The 21,425-nt window shown below is 62.8% G+C and carries 20 protein-coding genes; 9 read left to right on the top strand and 11 right to left on the bottom strand.

Translation table 11 applies throughout. The features are described from left to right. Positions 1-68: 68 nt before the first annotated feature. The 7 genes from ACDA63_RS17640 to ACDA63_RS17610 all read right to left on the bottom strand — a co-directional run bounded on the left by ACDA63_RS17640 (position 69) and on the right by ACDA63_RS17610 (position 4,787). The gene (locus tag ACDA63_RS17640) at positions 69-698 is read right to left on the bottom strand and encodes a nucleoside triphosphate pyrophosphatase (RefSeq protein WP_373664602.1); all 630 of its coding nucleotides are present in this window, start codon (positions 696-698) and stop codon (positions 69-71) included. A 10-nt stretch (positions 699-708) separates the two neighbouring features. Next, positions 709-1,179 carry a 23S rRNA (pseudouridine(1915)-N(3))-methyltransferase RlmH gene (gene rlmH, locus ACDA63_RS17635; protein WP_373664601.1) on the bottom strand — a complete coding sequence of 157 codons (471 nt, stop codon included), beginning with the start codon at positions 1,177-1,179 and terminating at the stop codon, positions 709-711. Then, positions 1,176-2,003, bottom strand: a complete 828-nt coding sequence (locus ACDA63_RS17630) for a class II glutamine amidotransferase (protein WP_373664600.1) — start codon at positions 2,001-2,003, stop codon at positions 1,176-1,178. The genes rlmH and ACDA63_RS17630 overlap by 4 nt, the downstream gene beginning before the upstream one ends. A gap of 119 nt (positions 2,004-2,122) precedes the next feature. Further along, a complete protein-coding gene (gene rsfS / locus ACDA63_RS17625) occupies positions 2,123-2,500 on the bottom strand; it encodes a ribosome silencing factor (protein ID WP_373664599.1) in 378 nt (125 codons plus the stop codon). 19 nt (positions 2,501-2,519) lie between these two features. Beyond that, complete coding sequence (gene nadD, locus ACDA63_RS17620; protein ID WP_373664598.1) at positions 2,520-3,176, bottom strand: nicotinate-nucleotide adenylyltransferase; 657 nt, start codon at positions 3,174-3,176, stop codon at positions 2,520-2,522. After that, positions 3,163-3,981 (bottom strand): BPSS1780 family membrane protein, encoded by an 819-nt coding sequence (locus ACDA63_RS17615; RefSeq protein WP_373664597.1) that lies wholly within the window; start codon positions 3,979-3,981, stop codon positions 3,163-3,165. Before ACDA63_RS17615 ends, nadD begins: the two co-directional genes overlap by 14 nt. 8 nt (positions 3,982-3,989) lie before the next feature. Beyond that, positions 3,990-4,787: a BPSS1780 family membrane protein gene (locus ACDA63_RS17610; protein WP_373664596.1), complete on the bottom strand. Its 798-nt coding sequence runs from the start codon at positions 4,785-4,787 to the stop codon at positions 3,990-3,992. Positions 4,788-4,966: 179 nt separating this feature from the next. Here ACDA63_RS17610 and grxD point away from each other — a divergent pair, with 179 nt between their 5' ends. Further along, complete coding sequence (gene grxD, locus ACDA63_RS17605) at positions 4,967-5,284, top strand: Grx4 family monothiol glutaredoxin (RefSeq protein WP_373664595.1); 318 nt, start codon at positions 4,967-4,969, stop codon at positions 5,282-5,284. A 66-nt stretch (positions 5,285-5,350) separates the two neighbouring features. Here grxD and fur read toward each other — a convergent pair whose 3' ends face one another. Further along, entirely contained in the window at positions 5,351-5,797 is a 447-nt protein-coding gene (fur, locus tag ACDA63_RS17600; RefSeq protein ID WP_373664594.1) for a ferric iron uptake transcriptional regulator, read from the bottom strand. 139 nt (positions 5,798-5,936) lie between these two features. Here fur and ACDA63_RS17595 point away from each other — a divergent pair, with 139 nt between their 5' ends. The 3 genes from ACDA63_RS17595 to tldD all read left to right on the top strand — a co-directional run bounded on the left by ACDA63_RS17595 (position 5,937) and on the right by tldD (position 8,797). Then, positions 5,937-6,338 carry an outer membrane protein assembly factor BamE gene (locus ACDA63_RS17595; protein WP_373664593.1) on the top strand — a complete coding sequence of 134 codons (402 nt, stop codon included), beginning with the start codon at positions 5,937-5,939 and terminating at the stop codon, positions 6,336-6,338. A 75-nt stretch (positions 6,339-6,413) separates the two neighbouring features. Further along, complete coding sequence (gene dapB / locus ACDA63_RS17590) at positions 6,414-7,220, top strand: 4-hydroxy-tetrahydrodipicolinate reductase (protein WP_373664619.1); 807 nt, start codon at positions 6,414-6,416, stop codon at positions 7,218-7,220. A 116-nt stretch (positions 7,221-7,336) separates the two neighbouring features. Beyond that, a complete protein-coding gene (tldD, locus tag ACDA63_RS17585) occupies positions 7,337-8,797 on the top strand; it encodes a metalloprotease TldD (protein ID WP_373664592.1) in 1,461 nt (486 codons plus the stop codon). A 64-nt stretch (positions 8,798-8,861) separates the two neighbouring features. On the opposite strand, the gene ACDA63_RS17580 is transcribed toward tldD, so the two are convergent. From ACDA63_RS17580 to ACDA63_RS17570, 3 genes are all read right to left on the bottom strand, one after another. Continuing rightward, the gene (locus tag ACDA63_RS17580; protein WP_373664590.1) at positions 8,862-9,671 is read right to left on the bottom strand and encodes a hypothetical protein; all 810 of its coding nucleotides are present in this window, start codon (positions 9,669-9,671) and stop codon (positions 8,862-8,864) included. 163 nt (positions 9,672-9,834) lie between these two features. Continuing rightward, positions 9,835-10,482, bottom strand: coding sequence for a response regulator transcription factor (locus ACDA63_RS17575; protein ID WP_373664589.1), 648 nt, complete (start codon positions 10,480-10,482; stop codon positions 9,835-9,837). After that, positions 10,457-12,541 (bottom strand): PAS domain S-box protein, encoded by a 2,085-nt coding sequence (locus ACDA63_RS17570; RefSeq protein WP_373664588.1) that lies wholly within the window; start codon positions 12,539-12,541, stop codon positions 10,457-10,459. The genes ACDA63_RS17575 and ACDA63_RS17570 overlap by 26 nt, the downstream gene beginning before the upstream one ends. Positions 12,542-13,075: 534 nt before the next feature. Between ACDA63_RS17570 and aceE the strand changes: the two genes are divergently transcribed. From aceE to ACDA63_RS17545, 5 genes are all read left to right on the top strand, one after another. After that, entirely contained in the window at positions 13,076-15,748 is a 2,673-nt protein-coding gene (gene aceE, locus ACDA63_RS17565; protein WP_373664587.1) for a pyruvate dehydrogenase (acetyl-transferring), homodimeric type, read from the top strand. Between the two features lie 71 nt (positions 15,749-15,819). Then, the gene (gene aceF / locus ACDA63_RS17560; protein WP_373664586.1) at positions 15,820-17,490 is read left to right on the top strand and encodes a dihydrolipoyllysine-residue acetyltransferase; all 1,671 of its coding nucleotides are present in this window, start codon (positions 15,820-15,822) and stop codon (positions 17,488-17,490) included. A gap of 53 nt (positions 17,491-17,543) precedes the next feature. Further along, complete coding sequence (locus tag ACDA63_RS17555) at positions 17,544-18,116, top strand: hypothetical protein (RefSeq protein ID WP_373664585.1); 573 nt, start codon at positions 17,544-17,546, stop codon at positions 18,114-18,116. A 60-nt stretch (positions 18,117-18,176) separates the two neighbouring features. Beyond that, positions 18,177-19,967, top strand: a complete 1,791-nt coding sequence (lpdA, locus tag ACDA63_RS17550) for a dihydrolipoyl dehydrogenase (protein ID WP_373664584.1) — start codon at positions 18,177-18,179, stop codon at positions 19,965-19,967. A gap of 155 nt (positions 19,968-20,122) precedes the next feature. Next, positions 20,123-21,298 (top strand): acetyl-CoA C-acetyltransferase, encoded by a 1,176-nt coding sequence (locus ACDA63_RS17545; RefSeq protein WP_373664583.1) that lies wholly within the window; start codon positions 20,123-20,125, stop codon positions 21,296-21,298. The last annotated feature ends 127 nt before the right edge of the window (positions 21,299-21,425 follow it).

Below are 21,425 nucleotides of genomic sequence, written 5' to 3'. Positions count from 1 at the left end.
TTTTCCGGAGTGTCCTTTGCGCCAGCGCGTGTCGGCGCACCGCAGCCGGCGTGTCGTGACGATTCGTATCAGTTGCGCGGCGCGCGCCAGACGCTGATGCCGAATTCGGCCAGCAGTTCGGCCGTTTCAAACAATGGCAGGCCCATGATGCCGGTATACGAGCCCCGGATTCCGGAGATGAATACCGCCGCATGCCCCTGGATGCCGTAGGCGCCGGCTTTGTCGAAGGGCTCGCCGGTGGCGATGTAGTGTGCGATGTCCTGTTCGGACAGCGGACGCATGGCGACCGTGCTGACCGACAGCCGCGTCGCGAGGCGACTGTCGTCAGCCATGGCGATGGCCGTCAGCACACGGTGCGTGCGTCCCGACAGTTGGCGGAGGATGGCGGCTGCATGTGCCGCGTCGTCCGGCTTGCCGATGATCTCGCCGTCGACTTCGAGCGTGGTGTCGGCCGACAACACCGGCAGGCGGGGCAGGTCGCGCAGGGACAAGCGTCGCACTCCGCCTTCGGCCTTGATGCGCGCGATGCGCTGCACGTAAGTCACCGCGTCTTCGTTGGGCAGGACATCCTCGGCAACGTCGCTGTCATCTTCCTCGGGTGTGGCGCGAAAGCGCAGTTGCTCGAAACGGATGCCCAGTTGCTGCAGCAATTCACGGCGCCGCGGGCTTTGCGAGGCGAGGTAGAGATCGGCGGTCATGCGTGGGCGATCATTCGCGGTGATACGGGTGGTTGTTGAGCAGGCTCCAGGCGCGGTACAGCGCCTCGGACAACAGCACGCGCACCATGGCGTGGGGCAGCGTCAGGCTGGAGAGGCGGAGCTTTTCGTGGGCGCTCGATTTGAACGCGGGGTCGAGGCCGTCGGGCCCGCCGATGACAAAGGCAACGTCATCACCTTCCTGCATCCAGCGGCCCATGCGATCGGCGAGCTGGCGCGTGGTGAGGTCGTCGCCGCGTTCATCCAGCACCACCAGCCGGCAGCGCGAAGGAAGCGCTGCGCGCAGGCGTTCGGCTTCGGCGGCCATTAAGGCAGCAGGCGGTTTGCCGGAGGCGCGCGGCTCGGCCTTCACTTCGACCAGCTCCATAGGGCAGTCGCGCGGCAGGCGTTTGGCGAATTCTCTATAGCCGGTTTCGATCCAGTCCGGCATGCGCGTGCCGACGGCGGCGATGATGAGCTTCATGTGCAGGCGCGATTGGCGGCGTTAGCGGCCTGGACGGCGGCGGGGATCGTCACCATGGCGTGCAGCACCCGCTGGCCGTGCTCGAACATCAGGAGTTCGCCCGGCGCGAGCCGCGTCCAGTTTTCGTTGTCGGTGAGCGGGGCGGTGGCGATCACCGCAACGCGATCGTCTGGCGTGGTGACGGTGGTGAAGTCGATCGTCAGGTCGGCGTCGATCAGGTGCGCCGTCGAGAACGGCCACTGCCTCACCAGCGTGTACAGATTGGTTGAGCAATGCGCGAACAGCGCCTGTCCGTTGGACAGCAGGTAATTGAATACGCCGAACTGCGTGATCTCTGCCGTGATCTCGGCCAGCGCGGCGAATAACTCTTCCAGCGGCGGCTGATGTGCATAGTGTTCGCGCAGACGCTGCATGATCAGGCAGAACGAGGCCTCGGAGTCCGTGCTGCCCACCGGCTGATAGGCGCCCGCGAAGGTCGGCGAGAAATCCTTGAGGTCGCCGTTATGCGCGAAGATCCAATGCCGACCCCACAGTTCGCGCATGAACGGATGGCAGTTTTCGAGCAATACCGAGCCCTGCGTGGCCTTGCGGATATGCGATATGACGTTCTTCGACTTGATCGGGTAGCGCTTGATCAGCTCGGCGATGGGCGACGATGCTGCCGAGGCGTTGTCGATGAACAGACGGCAGGCCTTGTCCTCGAAGAACGCCACGCCGAAACCGTCGGCGTGGTGATCCGTGCCGCCGCCGCGCGCGGCGAAGCCGGTGAACGAGAAAGTGACGTCGGTGGGTTGGGCGCAGTTCATGCCCAGCAGTTGGCACACGGCGAATGCTCCAGCGGTGCTTAGGACGTATTCATGCTGTTGCAGCAAGGCTGGGAACGAGGCTCACGTGCCGCCATTCGTCCCATCGAGGCCTCTCGCGACAGACCGGGAACACGTTCTCAGGCGGATTCCATGCTGGCTTCTTCGTCAGCCAGAAGCTTGCGGCGACGCGCCGGCGTGGTGGCCCACAGTTCTTCGAGGTTGTAGTAGGCGCGCACGGCGGGTTGCATGACGTGGACGACAATGTCGCCCAGATCGACCAGAACCCATTCGCCAGTCTCTTCGCCTTCGACGCTGATGACTTCGCCGCCTGCGTCGCGGACCTTTTCTTGTACGTTGCGCGCCAAGGCTCGCGTCTGTCGGTTGGAGTCGCCGCTGGCGATGACCACACGGTCGAACAGCGACGTGAGCTTGGTGGTGTTGAGGACTTCAATGTCGCGCGCCTTGATGTCTTCCAGGGCGTCGACGACGATTTTCTGCAGTTTGCGGATATCCATGCGGGCGTGCAGCTCCGATTCAGTAGAGGTGATGAGTTTCAATATAGTCGAGTACGGCATCCGGCAACAAAAACCGGGCGCTGCCGCCTGCCGCCAGCGTGGCGCGGATGCCAGTGGCCGAAATGTCCAGCGCCGTCATGTCGAACGGCACAATGCGTCCGGCAGGGGCGGTCAGATCAGCGGCCGAGCCGTGTGCGGTACTGAACAGGCTCGCAAGAACCGGACCCATGATCGCGGCGTCCAGGCTGAATCCGGGGCGCGTACCGGCGGCGATATGTGCAAGCGGCAGGATTTCTTCCCACTCATGCCATGACGGCAGGCCCAGGAAGGCATCCGCGCCAAGGATCAGTACGAGGGGACGGGCCGCGCCCAGCTCGGTGCGCAGGCGCCGCAAGGTGAGGACGGTGTAGCTGGGCGATTGTCGAACGACTTCACTGTCGTCCAGTTCGTAACCCGGCACCCCGGCGATAGCCAGCCGCGCCATGTTCAGGCGATCTTCGGCCCCGGTGCCCGGCTGTTCGCGGTGGGGCGGCTGCCCTGCCGGGATGACGCGCACGGTGGCGAGCCCGAGCGCATCGCGCGCTTCTTCGGCCAGCCTCAGGTGCCCAAAGTGGATCGGGTCGAACGTGCCGCCGAGAATACCCAGCGGCCCGGCAACATGCTCAGACATTGGCATTTACTTCGGCACGCGCGCCCAGGTCGCCGAAGATTTCCTTGATGCTGAAATAGACGGAGCAGAGCATCACCGACAGGCCGACCATCAGCACGGCCAGCATCAGCACCACGCCGAGGATCTGCGAGGCCATCGCGGCAAGACCAACGATCTGCGCGAGGAGCAGCAGGGCGACGATAGAGCCGACCGTGAAGACGCTGAAGGCGCCGACGTTCCGCCAGCACGCGATGATGCTGAATACCATCGACTTGAACGGCGGGACGTCGCACAGCCCGACCAGTACTGGCGCAAACCACAGCGCCATCTGCACTGGCAGCGCGCCGACCAGCAGCAGGATGGCTGTGCGGCCCAGCAGCACGCCGGAGTTGGCCGCGGCGATCTGCGTGGCTGCGTCCACGTCGGTCACATTGCCCAGATCGGCCGGGAGCGGGCCGAAGATCAGATTGCCCAGCACGTCCGCCAGCAATCCCAGGGCGACGCTTGCGACGACCGTGAAGACCCACAGGCGAATCAGGCCCTTCACGTGGATGCGGATCTTGCGGGCGCGTGGCGCATTGGGCGGCGAGACGTTCTGGTCCACCGCGCGGCACAGCAGGTAGATCCAGATCTGCATGGGCAGCATGAGCAATGTGCCCAGGATCGGCCCGACGATGGGAATGCCCCAACTGAGCAGTGCCAACAGCCAGTAGCAGGGCGCCAGCAGCATGATCATGCGCGGGTTGCGGCGCCACAGGGCGACGCCATCGATGAGCCAGGCCCAGCCACGCGATGCGGGCAGGCGATGGGCTTGCAGGGGTTCTTGGGACATGGTCGCGGTCAGGGGGGCGGGACGTCGTCGTCCTCGCCAAACATATCGAGGTAAGCCTCGCGCAGCGCTCCGATGCCGACCGGGATCAGTACCAGGATGCCTAGCCCGGCGGGGATCAGGGCAATCAGGAACAAGGTATAGATCATCAGGCCGAACAGCAGCGTGGCGCCGAGGTTGCGTACGCTGGCGCCGAGCGACAGGCGCATGGCGTCGAAAGAAGGGGTGCTGCGGTACATGACCAGGGCCGGCGCGCAGATGAGGGCGAGGATCATCAGGGCAAAGAACACCCCGACGAAGACCCAGCCAGTCATGATCATCGACACCAGTGCCATGGCGCCCGACAACAGGCCGCTGAGTGCGCCGCCGAGCGCCGTGCCGAGCAGCCCGGCGAGCAGGCCCCCGGTCAGGGCCAGCACCGTGACCAAGGACATGAGCACGAGCGGGATGCTGTAAAAGATACCAACCAGCGCCAGATTGCCAAGATGGCGGCGAAGGCCGTCGAAGAGATTCTCGAATCCGATCGCCTTGCCATGAGCCTGGCGTTCGGCCGCGGACAGCATGCCGCCCATGAACAACACCATCAGCACCGGCGCGGCCATTGGGCCAACCACCGGCAGAGGCACGACCAGCGTCGACACCAGCGCCATGACCACGAAAGCCACCAGCGCCATCAGCAGCCAAACGAACGGATGGGCGATGAACATGCGCCAGCCGGCCGCCAGCCAGTCTACCGCGCGTGCCGCATGCACGCGGCGCGCCTTCGGGTGGCGATGCGCAAACACGGAAACGGAGTGGGGCTGGTTCATGCGTGATGGGGCGTAAGAAAGACGCGCATTGTATCGTGAAGGCCGCGTCCGTCGCAGACTTGGCGCCGCTGGCGCATCGCCCGTAACAGACCGTTGTCCCATGGCGGGATGATTTCCGATAAAATTACTCGGGTAATGGGCTTCGCACCTGCGGAGCGTGCAACGAACCGGAGCAAAACATGAGCGTGCAGGACACTATCCGCGAAACCGTCACCAGCAACCCCGTTGTGCTTTTCATGAAAGGCACGCCGCAATTCCCGCAGTGCGGTTTTTCTTCGGCGGCGGCGCAGATTCTCAAACTGTGCGGCGTGAACGATTACGTGGCGGTGAACGTGCTGCAGGACCCGGAAATCCGCCAGGGCATCAAGGAATATGCCAACTGGCCGACCATCCCTCAATTGTATGTGGGTGGCGAGTTCATCGGCGGCAGCGACATAATGAAAGAAATGTTCCAGTCGGGGGAATTGCAGACCCTTCTGGACGGCATCAACAAGTAAGCCGGATGACGGCATGAAAAAGGCGACCCGGGGGTCGCCTTTCTTTTTATATGAGCCCGAAGGCGGTCATTTTTCGAGCTTTTCGGTCGCCTTGCGGCGAGCGCAGTTCTCCTTGGTGCACTCGGCGTACATGTGCATGGCGTGGTCGCGGAGCTTGAAGCCGCGTTCCTGCGCAATCTGCTTTTGGCGCTCCTCGATCGAGGGGTCGAAGAATTCTTCGACGTGGCCACAATCGACACAGACGATGTGATCGTGGTGGCTGCCTTCGTTCAGTTCGAACACGGCTTTGCCGGATTCGAAGTGGTGGCGCTGCAGCAGTCCGGCCTGCTCGAATTGCGTGAGTACGCGATAGATGGTTGCGAGCCCGACGTCGAGCTGCTCGGCCAGCAGCATGCGATAGACGTCCTCCGCTGTGAGGTGACGTTCTTCCGCGCGCTGGAACAGATCGAGGATCTTCAGTCGGGGCAAGGTGGCCTTGAGGCCCATGCTCTTGAGGTTTTGTGGCGTAGCCATGATGTCTCCGGTGGCGCGGTCAGCGGGTGGTACAGATCCCTATGATATAGTCTGCGTCGTTTGCTTGGAACGCTCACGGCTCCCGCCGGGCAATTCCGGGCTTATTCATTTGCCTTGAAATCAATCCCTTATGTCGCGCATGAGTCGTCGTTTGGTTCGCCTGGGTCTAGTGCTCGCAGTGCCCGCCGTGCTGTCCGCGTGTTCTTATCTCAAGGAATACCGGATTCCTGTGCGGCAGGGCAATTACGTGTCGCAGGACATGCTCGGCCAGCTCAAGCCTGGCATGACGCAGGACCAGGTGCGCTTTATCCTGGGCTCGCCGCTGCTCATCGACCCGTTCCACAATGATCGCTGGGACTACGTCTACCGGTTCGCGCCCAGTCGCGGTGACGTCGAATCGCGCAACATCTCGCTCTTCTTCAAGGACGGTAAACTCGACCACGTCGAAGGCGATGTCGCCGCCGCGCCCGCCACGCAGGAAGGCGCTTCGCTGCCGGTGGCCACCAATCGCGTGATCGAGATCGAAGCACCCAAAAAATAAGCCCCGGCACCGCAGACTTTTTCATCGAACCACCCGCGGCCCGTCAGGGCCGCGTTGCCTTGCAGAGAACCCGCCATCATGACCGTGAAAGTTGCCATTGCCGGAGCCTCCGGCCGCATGGGCCGCATGCTGATCGAAGCGACGCTGGCCTCGAAAGACGCTGAGCTGGTGGCGGCGCTCGAGCGCGAAGGCAGCCCCGTGCTGGGCCGCGATGCCGGCGAATATGCTGGCGTGGTCACCGGCGTGGCGATTTCGTCCGACATCGCCGCGGCATTCGCCAAGGCTGACTGCCTGATCGACTTCACCCGTCCCGAAGGCACGCTGGTGCACCTCGAGCACGCGGTTCGTGCCGGTCGCGCCATGGTGATCGGCACGACAGGTTTCAAGGACGAAGAAAAAGCCCGTATCAGCGAAGCAGCAAAGACCATTCCTGTCGTCTTCGCCGCCAACATGGCCGTGGGCGTGAATGCGGTCTTCAAGTTGCTGGAAGTAGCGGCAAAGATGCTGGCGAGCGGTTACGACATCGAGGTGATCGAGGCGCACCATCGCTTCAAGGTTGATGCGCCGTCGGGCACCGCGCTGCGCATGGGCGAAGTCGTTGCCAACACGCTCGGACGCGACTTGAAGGAATGCGCCATTTACGGCCGCGAAGGCGTAACGGGTGAGCGCGACGCCAACACCATCGGCTTTGCCACGGTGCGCGGCGGCGACATCGTGGGTGATCACACCGTGATGTTTGCCGGCCTGGGCGAGCGCGTCGAGATTTCGCACAAGGCCGGCAGCCGTATGCCCTACGCGACTGGCGCGCTGCGTGCTGCCGTGTTCCTGGGCGGCAAAAAGAGCGGCCTTTTTGACATGCAGGATGTGCTGGGCCTGAAGTAACACGGGTCGTCACCACAGCCGAGAGACGGCGGGCACGGCCCGCCGTTTTCATTTGCCGGCTGGCTCTGCGCCCTATGGCCTGCGACAATGCACCATTACCCGACGAGGCAAGCGAAATGAACGCCACGCTCCCCAAAGAACTGTCCGCCCTGGCCCTGGCCGAAAACACCCTGCTGGCGCCCTATGACCTGACGCCTTCGAGCCTTGATTCGGTGTTTGGTCAGATCATGTCGCATCAGGTCGACTACGCCGACATCTATTTCCAGTACCAGCGTGCCGAGGGCTGGAGCCTGGAAGAGGGCATCGTCAAATCCGGCAGCTTCAACATCGAGCAAGGCGTGGGGGTGCGCGCCATTGCCGGCGAGAAAACGGCTTTCGCTTATTCGGACGACATCAGCTTGCCGGCTCTGGCGGAGACGGCCAAGGCGACGCGAGCCATTGCGGACGCCGGTAGCGAGCGCCGCATCAAGGTCGCAGGCCGCGAGCTGCCGGTGGCGCTGTATTCGGCGCGCGATCCGATCGCGTCGCTGGAGGATGTCGACAAGGTTCGTTTGCTCGAACGCCTGGAGGGCTTTGCGCGCGAGCTGGACCCGCGCATCGTTCAAGTGATGGCCTATCTTGCCGCGACCTGGGAGGTCGTGATGGTGGCGCGCTCCGACGGTCACATGGCCGCCGATGTGCGTCCGCTGGTGCGTGTGTCGCTGTCGGTGGTGATGGAAGACAAGGGGCGCCGTGAGCAAGGCTCGGCCGGCGGCGGCGGCCGTCAGGACTACGCCATGTTCACTGACGAGGTGCTCAAGGACTACGCGCGGCGCGCCGTGCATCAGGCAGACATCAACATGCAGGCGCGCCCGGCTCCGGCTGGCACGATGACCGTGGTACTGGGCAACGGCTGGCCGGGCATCCTGCTGCACGAGGCCATCGGCCACGGATTGGAGGGCGACTTCAACCGCAAGGGCAGTTCAGCCTTCGCGGGCATGATGGGCCAGCGGGTGGCGGCCAAGGGCGTCACCGTGGTCGATGACGGCACGCTGCCGGGGCGCCGCGGTTCGCTGACCGTCGATGACGAAGGCAATCCGACCAATCGCACCGTGCTGATCGAGGATGGCATTCTCGTGGGCTACATGCAGGACATGATGAACGCCCGTCTGATGGGCGTCGCACCCACCGGCAACGGCCGTCGAGAGTCCTTCGCGCATCTGCCGATGCCGCGCATGACCAACACCATCATGATGGCCGGCGAGACGCCGCCGGAAGAGATCATCCGCTCGGTCAAGAAAGGCATCTACGCGGCCAACTTCGGTGGCGGCCAGGTCGATATCACCAGCGGCAAGTTCGTGTTCTCGGCAGCCGAGGCGTATGTCATCGAGGATGGCAAGCTCACATATCCGGTGAAGGGCGCGACCCTCATTGGCAACGGCCCCGATTCGCTCACGCGTGTGTCGATGATCGGCAACGATCTGGCGCTCGATCCCGGCGTCGGGACTTGCGGCAAGGAAGGGCAGAGCGTGCCGGTCGGTGTTGGCCAGCCGACGCTGCGCATCGACGGGCTGACCGTGGGCGGTACGGGTGGCTGAGTCCAGGTCGCGGGATGGAAAAAGGGGCGCCGTGGCGCCCCTTGTCTTTTTCGCCGCCTGCGAATCAGTTGCGGCGGCCGGCTGCCACGAATACCGAGTACACAGATCCGGACTGGCGTGTCGCCATGAGCAGCAGCGACTTTGTCGTGTCCGTTCCAGACAATGCCGCCAGCGTCGCCAGGCCGGGCAGGTTGGCGAGCTGAGTGGTGCAATTCGTACCTGTCGTTGCGTTCACGGTGATGTCATAAGCATTGCGTGAACCGTCGCCATGGGGCTTGAGCGTACCGCTGAACGGGCAAGCATCGTTGGTGCCGGAGAGCACGCCGTTATCATCCACCGAGAAGCTGCCGGTGGCCACGCCCAGGCTGTTGCGCACCGTATAAGTGCCTTTGGCGGTGGCGATGGATGCCGTCGATTCATACTGTTTGTCATATGACAGGTTGTAGTTGTCATTGACGTTGTTGGGGTAGGTTGCCTTGGCGATGATGCTGAACCGGCTCGTTACGCCCCCGGAGAGCGTGCCGACGGTGGCAGCCCCTGTGCCGAGGCCTAGCGTGACGAAATCCGTCGAGCTCACGGTGGACGCTGTGACGCCCAGCGTGCCTGCGGCCAGCGAGAAGTAGGCGCCGTTGCTGGAGATGGCGAGCAATGTCTGGCCGGCCGAGGTGATCACGCCATAGGCGTTGAAGGTGGTGCCGCTGCCCGTGTCGGTCGCTGTGCCGGACCACAGGCCTTCCGCACTTTGCGTCGTGGCACTTGAACTGCTGCTACTGGAGCCGCCATTCGAGCCACCACCTCCGCCACCGCCTCCGCAGGCGGACAACACGAAGGCGCATGAGACAACGATGGCGGGAAGCGGGACGAAGCGACGCACGGCGCTCTCCTGTGAGAAATGTGAGGTCGAGCAGATGTTAGGCCCCACATGATCGGGCGCGCAGGAGATATGTCACGGACGACCGCGCGTGTTGTGGGTTCCCTCCAAAAATGAAAACGGGATGGCATGCCATCCCGTCTTTGTTTCATCTTGCCGCGTTCGTTCAAGCCGGCGGCGATTGCGTCATGAGCACGTTCTGCACCAGCTCGGCGAGCGAGTTGGCACCCATCTTTTCCATGACGCGTGCGCGGTGCACTTCCACGGTCTTGATGCTGATGCCGAGTTCATCGGCGATCTGCTTGTTCAAGCGGCCTGCCACGATGAGATCGAGTACTTCGCGCTCGCGTGGTGTGAGTTGTTCGATACGGCGCTGTGCGTTGGCGCCCTGGCGGCGCTGTTCGCGCTCTGCGCGCTCGCGGCCGAGGCACTGCTCGATCAGGTGCAGCATGTCTTGATCGTGGAAGGGCTTTTCAATGAAATCGAAAGCGCCCTTCTTGAGTGCGGTGACCGCCATCGGCACGTCGCCGTGCCCGGTGATGAAGATGACCGGCAGCGTCGAATGCAGCGTGTTGAGCTTTTCGTGAAGCTCGAGCCCGCTCATGCCGGGCATGCGGATATCCAGCACGAGGCAACCGCTCATGTCGGGTGTCCAGGCCCGCAGGAACGCTTCGGCGGATGGATAGGATGCAACCTTCAGCCCGGTCGATTCGAGCAACCAGACCAGCGAATCGCGCAGGGCCTCGTCGTCGTCGATGATGTGTACAAGCTGCTGCGGTTGGGCCGTGTTAGGCGTGGGCAGGTTGGTGCTCAATGCTTGTCTCCAGCGGCAATGTAAAGCGGAAGATACTCCCACCGGTCGGGTTCGGGTCAACCCACAGCCGACCATTGTGGAATTCAATGATCGAACGGCAGATGTTGAGCCCCATGCCCATGCCTTCCGATTTGGTCGAGAAGAACGCGGAGAAGAGCTTTTCCAGGTTTTCCGGCGAGATGCCATAGCCGTTGTCGGTGACGGACACTTCGACCATCTCCGACACCTGGCGGGCTTCGACCGTAACGATGCGGCGCTCGGGAGGCTGACCCTCCTCAGCCTCGGCGCCGTTCTTGATCAGGTTGAGCAGAACCTGCTCGACCATGATGCGGTCCGCATAGACGCGGGGCAGGGTGGGCGGAATGCTCGTGATGATCTTCACGCCGAGCCGTTGCGCTTCGATCTCGGCGATCCCGAGCGCATCTTCCGCCACTTCAATCAGGCTCACGCCGCTGCGCTTGGGCTCGCTCTTGCGCACGAAGTCGCGCACGCGGCGGATGATGTGACCCGCGCGAGCGGCCTGCGCGTTGGCCTTTTCCATCGCGCCCAGGATGTCTTCGGTCCGGAACTCACCGGTCTTGATGCGATTCACGCAACCCTTGCTGTAGTTGGCGATGGCCGAGAGTGGCTGATTCAGTTCGTGCGCAAGGGTGGACGCCATCTCGCCCATCGTCACGAGACGTGAAGTGCGCTGCAGGCGGGCTTCCTGTTCGCGCGAGAACTCCTCGACCTTCTTGATATCCGAAATGTCGGTGGCCACCACGAGGCGCACGATGCGTCCGTCGACCCAGCGCGTGGCACGTTCGCGCAGGTGATACCAATGCCCGCTGATGGGATGCTGCAATTCTCCGTCGAAGAGCTCATACGGCAGCATGCTTGAATCGACGCGGCGCGGATCGAGGGAGTAGTCACCCAGCTCGGGGCGCGGCACCGGCCATTGGTGTGCGGACAATTCCCGGGCGCCGCCTTCATCGCTGCGGAAGGCGCGATTGGCGTAGAGCACTTCGTCGGTCTGCGCGTCGGTCACGAACACGGCCGCATCGAGGCCGTCCAGCACGGCGGTGAATCGCTCGTGCGAGGCTTCGAGTTCGGCTCGCACGCGACGCGATTCGGTGATGTCGGTCATCGCCATCATCCAGCCGGTCTGCACGCCGAGGCTATTGACCAGGGGCGAGACCTGCATGCGCACGGTGATTTCCGATTCGTCGCGGCGCAGCACGCGGGCGTCGAAGCCGTCGCGCGGTGTTTTGCCCGACAGGCACAGCGCCAGGTTGTGCCATTGCAGGTCGAGTTCGCTGGCGTGCCAGTAGGGGAAAGGAGGCTCCGTGCCGATCAGATCCTGCGCACGGCGATCGACCATCTCGCAGAAGGCGCGGTTTACATAGATGATGCGGCCCTTCAGGTCGATGGCCTGCAAGCCGGCGGAAACGGATTCTTCCATGGCCTTGCGGAATGCGGTCTCGGCACGCAAGGCGTCTTCGGCGTTGCGCCGCGCCGAAATGTCGTGCGCAGCCGCATAGATGAGCCCTTCGTGCGGGATCGGATTGGCGCTCCAGGACAACCAGTTGTAGGTGCCATCGCCACAACGGCACCGGATTTCAAAGCTCGCCTGACGGCCCAGCGCGAGCGATTTGAAGATGCCGAGGACCAGATGCATGTCGTCCGGGTGGACGATCTCGGTGAAGGCCTTTTCGAGCAGTTGATCCGGCCGTTGCCCCAAGACGTTCAGGAACGCAGGATTGGTGCGGCGGAAGCGCCCATCCATGGTCAGCACACACAGAATGTCGAGCGACAGCGAAAAAATCTGGTCGCGTTCGCTTTCCACCGCCTCCACCCGCAGGCTGCGTTCGCGCGACACCCACAGCGACCATACGCCGACACCGACCAGCAGTGTCAGAAGCATGCTGGGCAGCACGCGCATGATGTCGGCGCGCACGCCGGCGGGCAGTTCGTGATACCAGATGAAAACCAGGACGCCGATCAACCCGATGCCAATGTAGGTCAACGGAGACGCCGAGAGGGAGAAGTGCGAACGATTGGTACGGAGGTTGGGATCCATCTACGGAATCCTGGTCTGGGGGGCCAAGGCGCGAATTGATTTTGTCATCGCGGTCCCGGTCATGCATTGGGTCTAACCCTAGGCGCACTGAAACGGGGAATTAACCATATTGCAACAAACCTCCGCTCGTGTGTTGGGCCGGATGTTCTATTTGGCGCGCTTTCAGGAGTGTCGTTGCGATCGTGATCTATGTCCTTGGCATGGAGATCGCGCCGAAATAGCGTTTTGTGCATTGCAACATAATGATTTCTAAGGCGAAATTGCGGCCGGTCATGTTGCACAGCATCGTGTATTGTTGTTGCACAGCGTGGAGCACTGTTTTATATTGTGAAATGAAGCGCGTGGGCTTGGCCTGGAAAATCGGGTAAGGTCGCGCGATCGCCGTGTGGCGCGAGCCACGCGGATGCCTGATTCGAGGCGCTGCGAGCCCCTGTGGCCTCGCGGCCCGGCATCTTCCCCCCGGATGTCACGCCTTGCCGGTTGGAATTCGCGATTCCGATCCGGTTCTGAAAACGCTTAGCGAGGAGAAGCAACATGGCAGCAATGCCCAACGTTCCCCTGCAGTCTGACGTGGATACGCAGGAGACTCAGGAATGGCTGGAAGCGCTCGACGCGGTGCTCAAGCAGGAAGGCCCCGAGCGTGGCCATTACCTGATCGAGCGACTGATCGAATCCGCCCGCGAAGCTGGCGTCGACATTCCGTACAGCGCCAACACGGCGTACATCAATACCATCCCCACCGACAAACAGCCCAAGTATCCGGGCGATCCCGCCATCGAAGAACGCATCCAGGCATACCTGCGCTGGAACGCGATGGCCATGGTGGTGCGTGCCAACAAGCATACCAACGTCGGCGGCCACATTGCCTCCTACGCTTCTTCCGCCACGCTGTATGACGTGGGCTTCAACTGGTTCTGGAACGCTCCGCATGGCGACCACCAGGGCGATCTGGTGTTCTTCCAGGGCCACTCGATCCCCGGCATCTACGCTCGCGCGTTCCTGCTGGGCCGCCTGACCGAAGAGCAACTCGATCATTTCCGCCAGGAAGTCGGCGGCAAGGGCCTGTCGTCCTACCCGCACCCGTGGCTGATGCCGGAGTTCTGGCAATTCCCGACGGTGTCGATGGGCCTGGGCCCGCTGCAGGCCATCTACCAGGCCCGTTTCATGAAGTACCTGCAGGCGCGCGGTCTTGAAACCAACGCGCAACGCAAGGTGTGGGCGTTCATGGGCGACGGCGAGATGGACGAAGTCGAATCCCTCGGCGCGATCGGCGTTGCCGGCCGTGAAAAGCTCGACAACCTGGTGTTCATCATCAACTGCAACCTGCAGCGCCTGGACGGTCCGGTGCGCGGCAACGGCAAGATCATCCAGGAACTCGAGGCTGAGTTCCGTGGCGCTGGCTGGAACGTCATCAAGTTGGTGTGGGGCACGCGCTGGGACGCGCTGTTCGCCCGCGATACCAAGGGCATTCTGAAGGCCCGCATGATGGAAGCCATCGACGGCGAGTACCAGACCTTCAAGTCGAAGAATGGCGCCTACGTGCGCGAGCACTTCTTCAACACGCCGGAACTGAAGGAACTGGTTGCCGACTGGACCGACGACGACATCTGGGCGCTGAACCGCGGCGGCCACGACATGTTCAAGATCTTCTCGGCCTACAAGGCGGCCGTGGAGCACAAGGGGCAGCCGACGCTGATCCTGGCGAAGACCATCAAGGGCTTCGGCATGGGTGAGTCGGGCGAAGCGCAGAACATCAGCCACCAGCAGAAGAAGATGACGCGCGATTCGCTGTTGCGTTTCCGCGATCGCTTCCACATTCCCGTCGCCGACGATCAGATCGACGAGATGCCGTACATCAAGTTCGAGGAAGGCTCGCCCGAGCTCGAATACATGCGCAAGCGCCGCATGGACCTGGGCGGCTATCTGCCGGCCCGCCGTCCGAAGAGCGAGTCGCTGCCGACGCCGGCCCTGTCGGCGTTCGACGCGCTGCTGAAGGCGTCCGGCGAAGGCCGCGAGTTCTCCTCGACCATGGCGATGGTGCGTATCTTCAACATCCTGCTCAAGGACAAGAGCATTGCCCGCCACGTGGTGCCCATCGTTGTCGATGAGTCGCGCACCTTCGGCATGGAAGGCATGTTCCGCCAGTACAGCATCTGGAACCAGCAAGGCCAGCAGTACATTCCGCAAGACCATGACCAGCTCATGTTCTACAAGGAAAGCACCGACGGCCAGATCATGCAGGACGGCATCAACGAAGCCGGCGCCATGGCCGACTGGATCGCTGCGGCGACGTCGTATTCGGTGCACGGCGTGCCGATGATCCCGTTCTACATCTTCTATTCGATGTTCGGGCCGCAACGCACGATGGACCTGTGCTGGGCCGCAGGCGATTCGCGCGCCCGTGGTTTCCTGGTTGGCGGCACGGCCGGTCGCACCACGCTCAACGGCGAAGGTCTGCAGCACGAAGACGGTCACTCGCTGGTGCTGACGCACACCATCCCGAACTGCATTTCGTATGACCCGACCTTCTCTTACGAAGTCGCGGTCATCGTGCAGGACGGCCTGCGCCGCATGTACCAGGAGCAAGAAGACGTTTATTACTACATCACGGTAATGAACGAGAACTACGAGCATCCGGCCATGCCGGAAGGTGCCGAAGCCGACATCATCAAGGGGCTGTACAAGTTCCGTGACGGTGGCAAGTCGAAGGGCGCACGCGTTCAGTTGATGGGCTCGGGCACGATCTTCCGCGAGGTGATCGCTGCTGCTGATCTGCTCAAGAACGACTGGGGCGTCGAAGCCGATATCTGGGGTGCTCCCAGCTTCAACGAACTGGCGCGCGACGGTCAGGCCACCAAGCGCTGGAACATGCTGCATCCGCTGGAAGAGCCGCGCACCTCGCACGTCGAGCAGAAGCTCAAGGGTGCGCAGGGTCCGGTCATCGTTGCGACCGACTACATCCGCCTGTATGCCGAACAGATCCGTCCGTATGTGCCGGGCAAGTACGTCGTGCTGGGCACCGATGGTTTTGGTCGCTCCGACACGCGCGAACAGTTGCGCCACCACTTCGAAGTGGATCGTCGCTGGGTCACGGTCGCCGCGCTTTCAGCCCTGGCCGACGAAGGCAAGATCGATCGTGAAAAGGTCGCCGCTGCGCTGACCAAGTACGAACTCGATCCGAACAAGCCGAACCCGCTGCATGCCTAAGAAGTGAAGCGCGAAGCGCGCCGGGCCGTCGAGCCCCGCGCGCTTCGTCGCTGATCGCCAGAGGAATAAAAATGAGCCAACTCATCGAAGTAAAAGTACCCGACATCGGCGACTTCTCGGATGTGCCGGTGATCGAGGTGTTCGTTAAACCCGGCGACACGGTCAAGGCCGATGAGTCGTTGATCACGCTCGAGTCTGACAAGGCCACGATGGATGTGCCGTCCCCGACTGCGGGCACGGTCAAGGAAGTGAAAGTCAAGGTGGGCGATCGCATCGGCGAAGGCGCCGTAGTGCTGCTCCTGGAAGCCGCCGATGCTGGCCAGGCTGCCGCGCCCGCTCCGGCCGCAGCCCCCGCACCTGCTGCTGCACCGGCTCCGGTCGCGGCTGCTCCGGCTCCTGCCGCATCGCCCGCTCCGGCGGCTGCGCCCGCTGCGTCGAGTGGCCCGATCGAAGTGAAGGTGCCTGACATTGGCGACTTCGACGAAGTCCCGGTCATCGAGGTCTACGTCAAGGTTGGCGACACCATCAAGGTTGATGACTCCATCGCTACGCTCGAATCCGACAAGGCCACCATGGATGTGCCCTCGTCGGCGGCTGGTGTGGTCAAGGAAGTGCGCGTCAAGGTTGGCGACAAGGTCGGCGAAGGTGCCGTGCTGGTGATCGTAGAAGGCGCTGGCGCGCCGGCAGCCGCTGCGCCCGCTCCGGCACCCGCCGCAGCCCCTGCACCTGCTCAGGCCGCGGCGCCTGCTGCCGCTCCGGCGCCCGCTGCTGCACCCGCAGTTGCTTCGCCGGTTGCGACGGCTGCCGCAGGCAAGGCCCACGCAAGTCCGTCCGTGCGCCGCTTCGCCCGCGAACTGGGCGTGGATGTCGCCAAGGTGCCGGGTACGGGTCCGAAGGGCCGCATCCTGCAGCAGGACGTGCAGAACTTTATCAAGGGCATCATGGCCCAGGTGGCTGCCGGCGGCGTGTCTGCCGCAGGCGGCGCTGCGGCTGGTGCAGGCGTCGGCGGCATTTCGCTGCTGCCGTGGCCGAAGGTCGACTTCGGCAAGTTCGGCGAAATCGATACCCAGCCGCTGTCGCGCATCAAGAAGATTTCGGGCGCGAACCTGCATCGCAACTGGGTGATGATTCCCCACGTCACGAACCACGAAGACGCGGACATCACCGACCTGGAAGCCTTCCGTGTTCAACTGAACAAGGAATACGAAAAGGCCGGCGTGAAGGTCACCATGCTGGCCTTCATGATCAAGGCCGCAGTTGCAGCGCTGAAGAAATTCCCCGAATTCAACGCTTCGCTCGATGGCGACAACCTGGTCCTGAAGAAGTACTACAACGTCGGCTTCGCAGCCGATACACCGAACGGTCTGGTCGTTCCGGTGATCAAGAACGCCGACCAGAAGGGCGTGGTCGAGATCGCTAAGGAAATGTCCGAACTGGCCAAGCTGGCGCGTGACGGCAAGCTCAAGCCCGACCAGATGCAGGGCGGCTGCTTCTCGATCAGTTCGCTGGGCGGCATCGGCGGTACGTATTTCACGCCGATCATCAACGCGCCGGAAGTGTCGATCATGGGCGTGTGCAAGTCGTCTACGCGTCCGGTCTGGGACGGCAAGCAATTCGTGCCGCGCCTGATCCTGCCGCTGTCGCTGTCGTGGGATCACCGCGTCATCGACGGTGCCGCTGCTGCGCGCTTCAACGCGTACTTCGCGGCCGTGCTGGCGGACTTCCGTCGCGTGATGCTGTAACACGGTGCCGGGTCGTCTCACTTTCGTGTGACGACCCGCACCAGCCTGCATCCATGACAACCCTGGCCGTCGTCCGCAAGAACAACGTCGTGGCCATCGCAGCAGATGGCTTGACCACGTTCGGCGACACACGATTGCCGGGGCCGTACAAGAGCGTGCAGGACAAGGTTTTGCAGGTGGCCGATTCATGGGTCGCCGTGTGTGGCAGTTCGGCACACCACGTGGTGCTGGAGAGTGCGTTTCGCGAACTGGGCGACATTCACTTGGGAAGCCGGGCAGAAGTGTACGAAACCTTCCGCCGGCTGCATCCAGTACTCAAGGACCACGCCTTCCTCAACCCCAAGGAAGAGGAAGACGATCCGTACGAGTCATCGCAATTGGCCTGCCTGATTGCCAATGCGAGCGGCATATACGGCGTGTATTCGTATCGAGAGGTGTTTGAGTTCGAGCGATTCTGGGCTGGCGGGTCAGGCCGCAGTTTCGCATTGGGGGCGATGTTCGCCGCCTATAACTCGACGCTGAGTGCCGAAGAACTGGCGTGTCTGGGTGTGCGTGCCGGAGTGGAATTCGATACCGCCAGTGGCGGACCGATCGTTTCACACAGCATCGTGTTGAATGAGTCGTGAAGGTGGGGCTGGCGGCGAGGCCGCGGCCCATCGCAGGCGCCATTCGCTTGAGGAAAATAAATGAGCCAACTCGTTGAAGTAAAAGTCCCCGACATCGGCGATTTCGCGGATGTGCCGGTGATCGAAGTGTTCGTCAAGGCGGGCGACACGATCAAGGTCGACGAATCGATCGTTACGCTGGAATCCGACAAGGCCACCATGGATGTGCCCTCGACGACGGCCGGCGTGGTCAAGGAAGTTCGCGTCAAGATCGGCGATCGCGTCGCCGAAGGTGCCGTGCTGCTGGTCGTGGAGGCGGCAGAAGCCGCCGCAGCGCCGGCCAAGGCTGCGCCGGCCGCAGCACCGGCTCCTGCGCCTGCTGCAGCGCCCTCCGCCCCGGTGGCAGCACCGGCGGCAGGCAGCTTTAGCGGTACCGCCGACATCGAATGCGAAATGCTCGTGCTGGGTGCAGGCCCCGGCGGCTACTCGGCTGCCTTCCGCTCTGCCGATCTCGGCATGAAGACTGTGCTGGTCGAGCGCTACGCAACGCTGGGCGGCGTGTGCCTGAACGTCGGTTGCATCCCGTCCAAGGCGCTGCTGCACGTGGCGGCGGTCATCGATGAAGCGTCGCACTTTGCCGACATCGGCGTGGCCTTCGATTCGCCGAAGGTCAATCTAGAGAGCCTGCGCGGCCACAAGGAAAAGGTCGTCGGCAAGCTCACTTCGGGTCTGGTTGGCATGGCCAAGGCACGCAAGGTCGATGTCGTGCGCGGCTACGGCAAGTTCATCGATCCGCACCACATCGAAGTCGAAATGACCACTGGCGCGGGGCAGGACCGTTCGGGCGAGAAGAAGGTCATCAAATTCGCCAAGTGCATCATCGCCGCCGGCTCACAGGCGGTGAAGCTGCCTTTCATGCCCGAAGATCCGCGTATCGTGGATTCCACGGGGGCGCTGGAACTGCGCGAAATCCCCAAGCGCATGCTGGTCGTCGGTGGGGGCATCATTGGTCTGGAAATGGCGACGGTGTACTCGGCGCTGGGCTCGCGCATCGACGTCGTCGAAATGGCCGACAACCTCATGATGGGCGCCGACCGTGACCTCGTGAAGGTCTGGGAAAAGCTCAACATGCACCGCTTCGACAAGGTCATGCTCAAGACCAAGACGGTGGGTTGCACGGTGCGTTCGGATGGCATCCTGGTCAAGTTCGAAGGCGAAGGCGCCCCGGCCGAAGAACAAAAGTACGACCTCGTCCTGGTGGCCGTCGGCCGTAGCCCGAACGGCAAGAAGATCGGTGCCGAGAATGCCGGCGTGTTGGTGACCGACCGCGGTTTCATCGAGGTCGACAAGCAGCAGCGCACCAACGTGCCGCATATTTTCGCCATCGGCGACATCGTGGGGCAGCCGATGCTGGCCCACAAGGGCGTACATGAAGGCCATGTCGCCGCCGAAGCCGCCTCCGGCGAGAAGTCCTATTTCGACGCTTCGGTGATTCCGTCGGTGGCCTACACCGAGCCTGAAGTCGCCTGGGTGGGCGTTACGGAACTCGAAGCCAAGACCAGTGGTCGCAAGATTGGCGTTGGCAAGTTCCCGTGGGCGGCTTCCGGTCGCGCCATCGCCAACCGTTGCGAGTACGGCTTCACCAAGCTGATTTTCGATGAAGAAACGCACCGCGTGATCGGCGGCGGCATTGTCGGCCCCAACGCGGGCGACATGATCGGCGAGGTGGCATTGGCCATCGAAATGGGTTGTGACCCGGTCGATATCGGCAAGACGATTCACCCGCACCCGACGCTGGGCGAGTCCATTGGCATGGCGGCGGAAGTGTTCGAAGGTACATGTACCGACTTGCCCCCGATGAAAAAGAAGTAAATCGGGCTAGACTCGCACTACGCATCCTCGCAAGGGACGTTGTGTATCCGGGCGCATTCCTTGCATGACCTTGCAGGGGATGTGCCCGTTTTCATTTGTGGTGCCATTTGCCTCGCGGGCGGTGGCGCCTCCGACAGCGCACTGAGGAGTCTGCAATGGAAAACGTAGTCATCGTAGCGGCGGCGCGCACGCCGGTCGGCAAGTTTGGCGGTTCGCTCGCCAAGGTGCCGGCCGCCGATCTGGGTGCGACCGTCATTCGTGGAGTCCTGGCGCGGAGTGGCTTACCGGCCGATGCTGTATCCGACGTCATCATGGGCCAGGTACTGACGGCTGGCGTGGGGCAGAATCCCGCACGACAGGCTGTCATCAAGGCTGGTCTGCCGGTGGGCGTATCGGGCATGACCATCAACATGGTGTGCGGCTCGGGCCTGAAGGCCGTCATGCTGGCCGCGCAGGCCGTGCGCAGCGGCGACGCCGAAATCGTCATCGCAGGCGGGCAAGAGAACATGTCTGCGAGCCCGCACGTCCTGAATGGTTCGCGCGACGGCATTCGCATGGGCGATGGCAAGTTGGTCGATACGATGATCAACGACGGCCTGTGGGACGCCTACAACAACTACCACATGGGCGTGACGGCCGAGAACCTGGCCAAGCGGTTCGACATCACCCGCCAGGACCAGGATGAGTTCTCGCTTGCGTCTCAATTGAAAGCAGAGGCGGCGCAGAAGGCCGGGCGCTTCAAGGATGAGATCGTGCCGGTCACGATTCCGTCCAAGAAGGGCGACGTCGTCTTCGACACCGACGAATACCCCAAGCACGGTTCGACCATTGAAGCGCTGGCCGGACTGCGCCCCGCCTTCGACAAGGCCGGCACCGTGACGGCGGGCAATGCGTCAGGTATCAACGACGGAGCGGCCGCGGTGATGGTTATGACGGAGTCGCGTGCGCGCTCACTGGGTCTGCCAATCCTGGCCAGCATCTCGAGCTATGCGTGGGCTGGCGTGGATCCGGCGTACATGGGTATCGGCCCGGCGCCGGCGAGCCGGTTGGCCATGAAAAGAAACGGCTGGACACCTGACACGCCGGAGCTCATGGAGATCAACGAGGCCTTTGCCGCGCAGGCTATCGCGGTGAACAAGGACATGGGCTGGGATACCTCGCGCATCAACGTCAACGGCGGCGCGATCGCGTTGGGCCACCCGATCGGCGCTTCTGGCTGCCGCATTCTGGTCACATTGCTCTATGAGATGCAGAAGCGCGATGTGCACAAGGGCTTTGCTGCGTTGTGCATCGGCGGAGGCATGGGTGTCGCGATGGCCGTCGAGCGCTGATTCCCTGAGTTGGCCACAAAAAAGGCGCGGGAGGACCGCGCCTTTTTCTTGGTTCTTCGAAGAATTCCGGGGCTGAATTGGCACATTCCGTATCCTATTGGCCGTGAAAGGCGATTGGGGAATGGGA

This window comes from Uliginosibacterium sp. sgz301328 (genome assembly GCF_041807905.1).
Classification (GTDB): Bacteria; Pseudomonadota; Gammaproteobacteria; order Burkholderiales; family Rhodocyclaceae; genus JBGVSA01.
The sequence above is the reverse complement of the archived record's forward strand: the minus strand, read 5'-3'. Positions and strand labels throughout refer to the sequence as shown.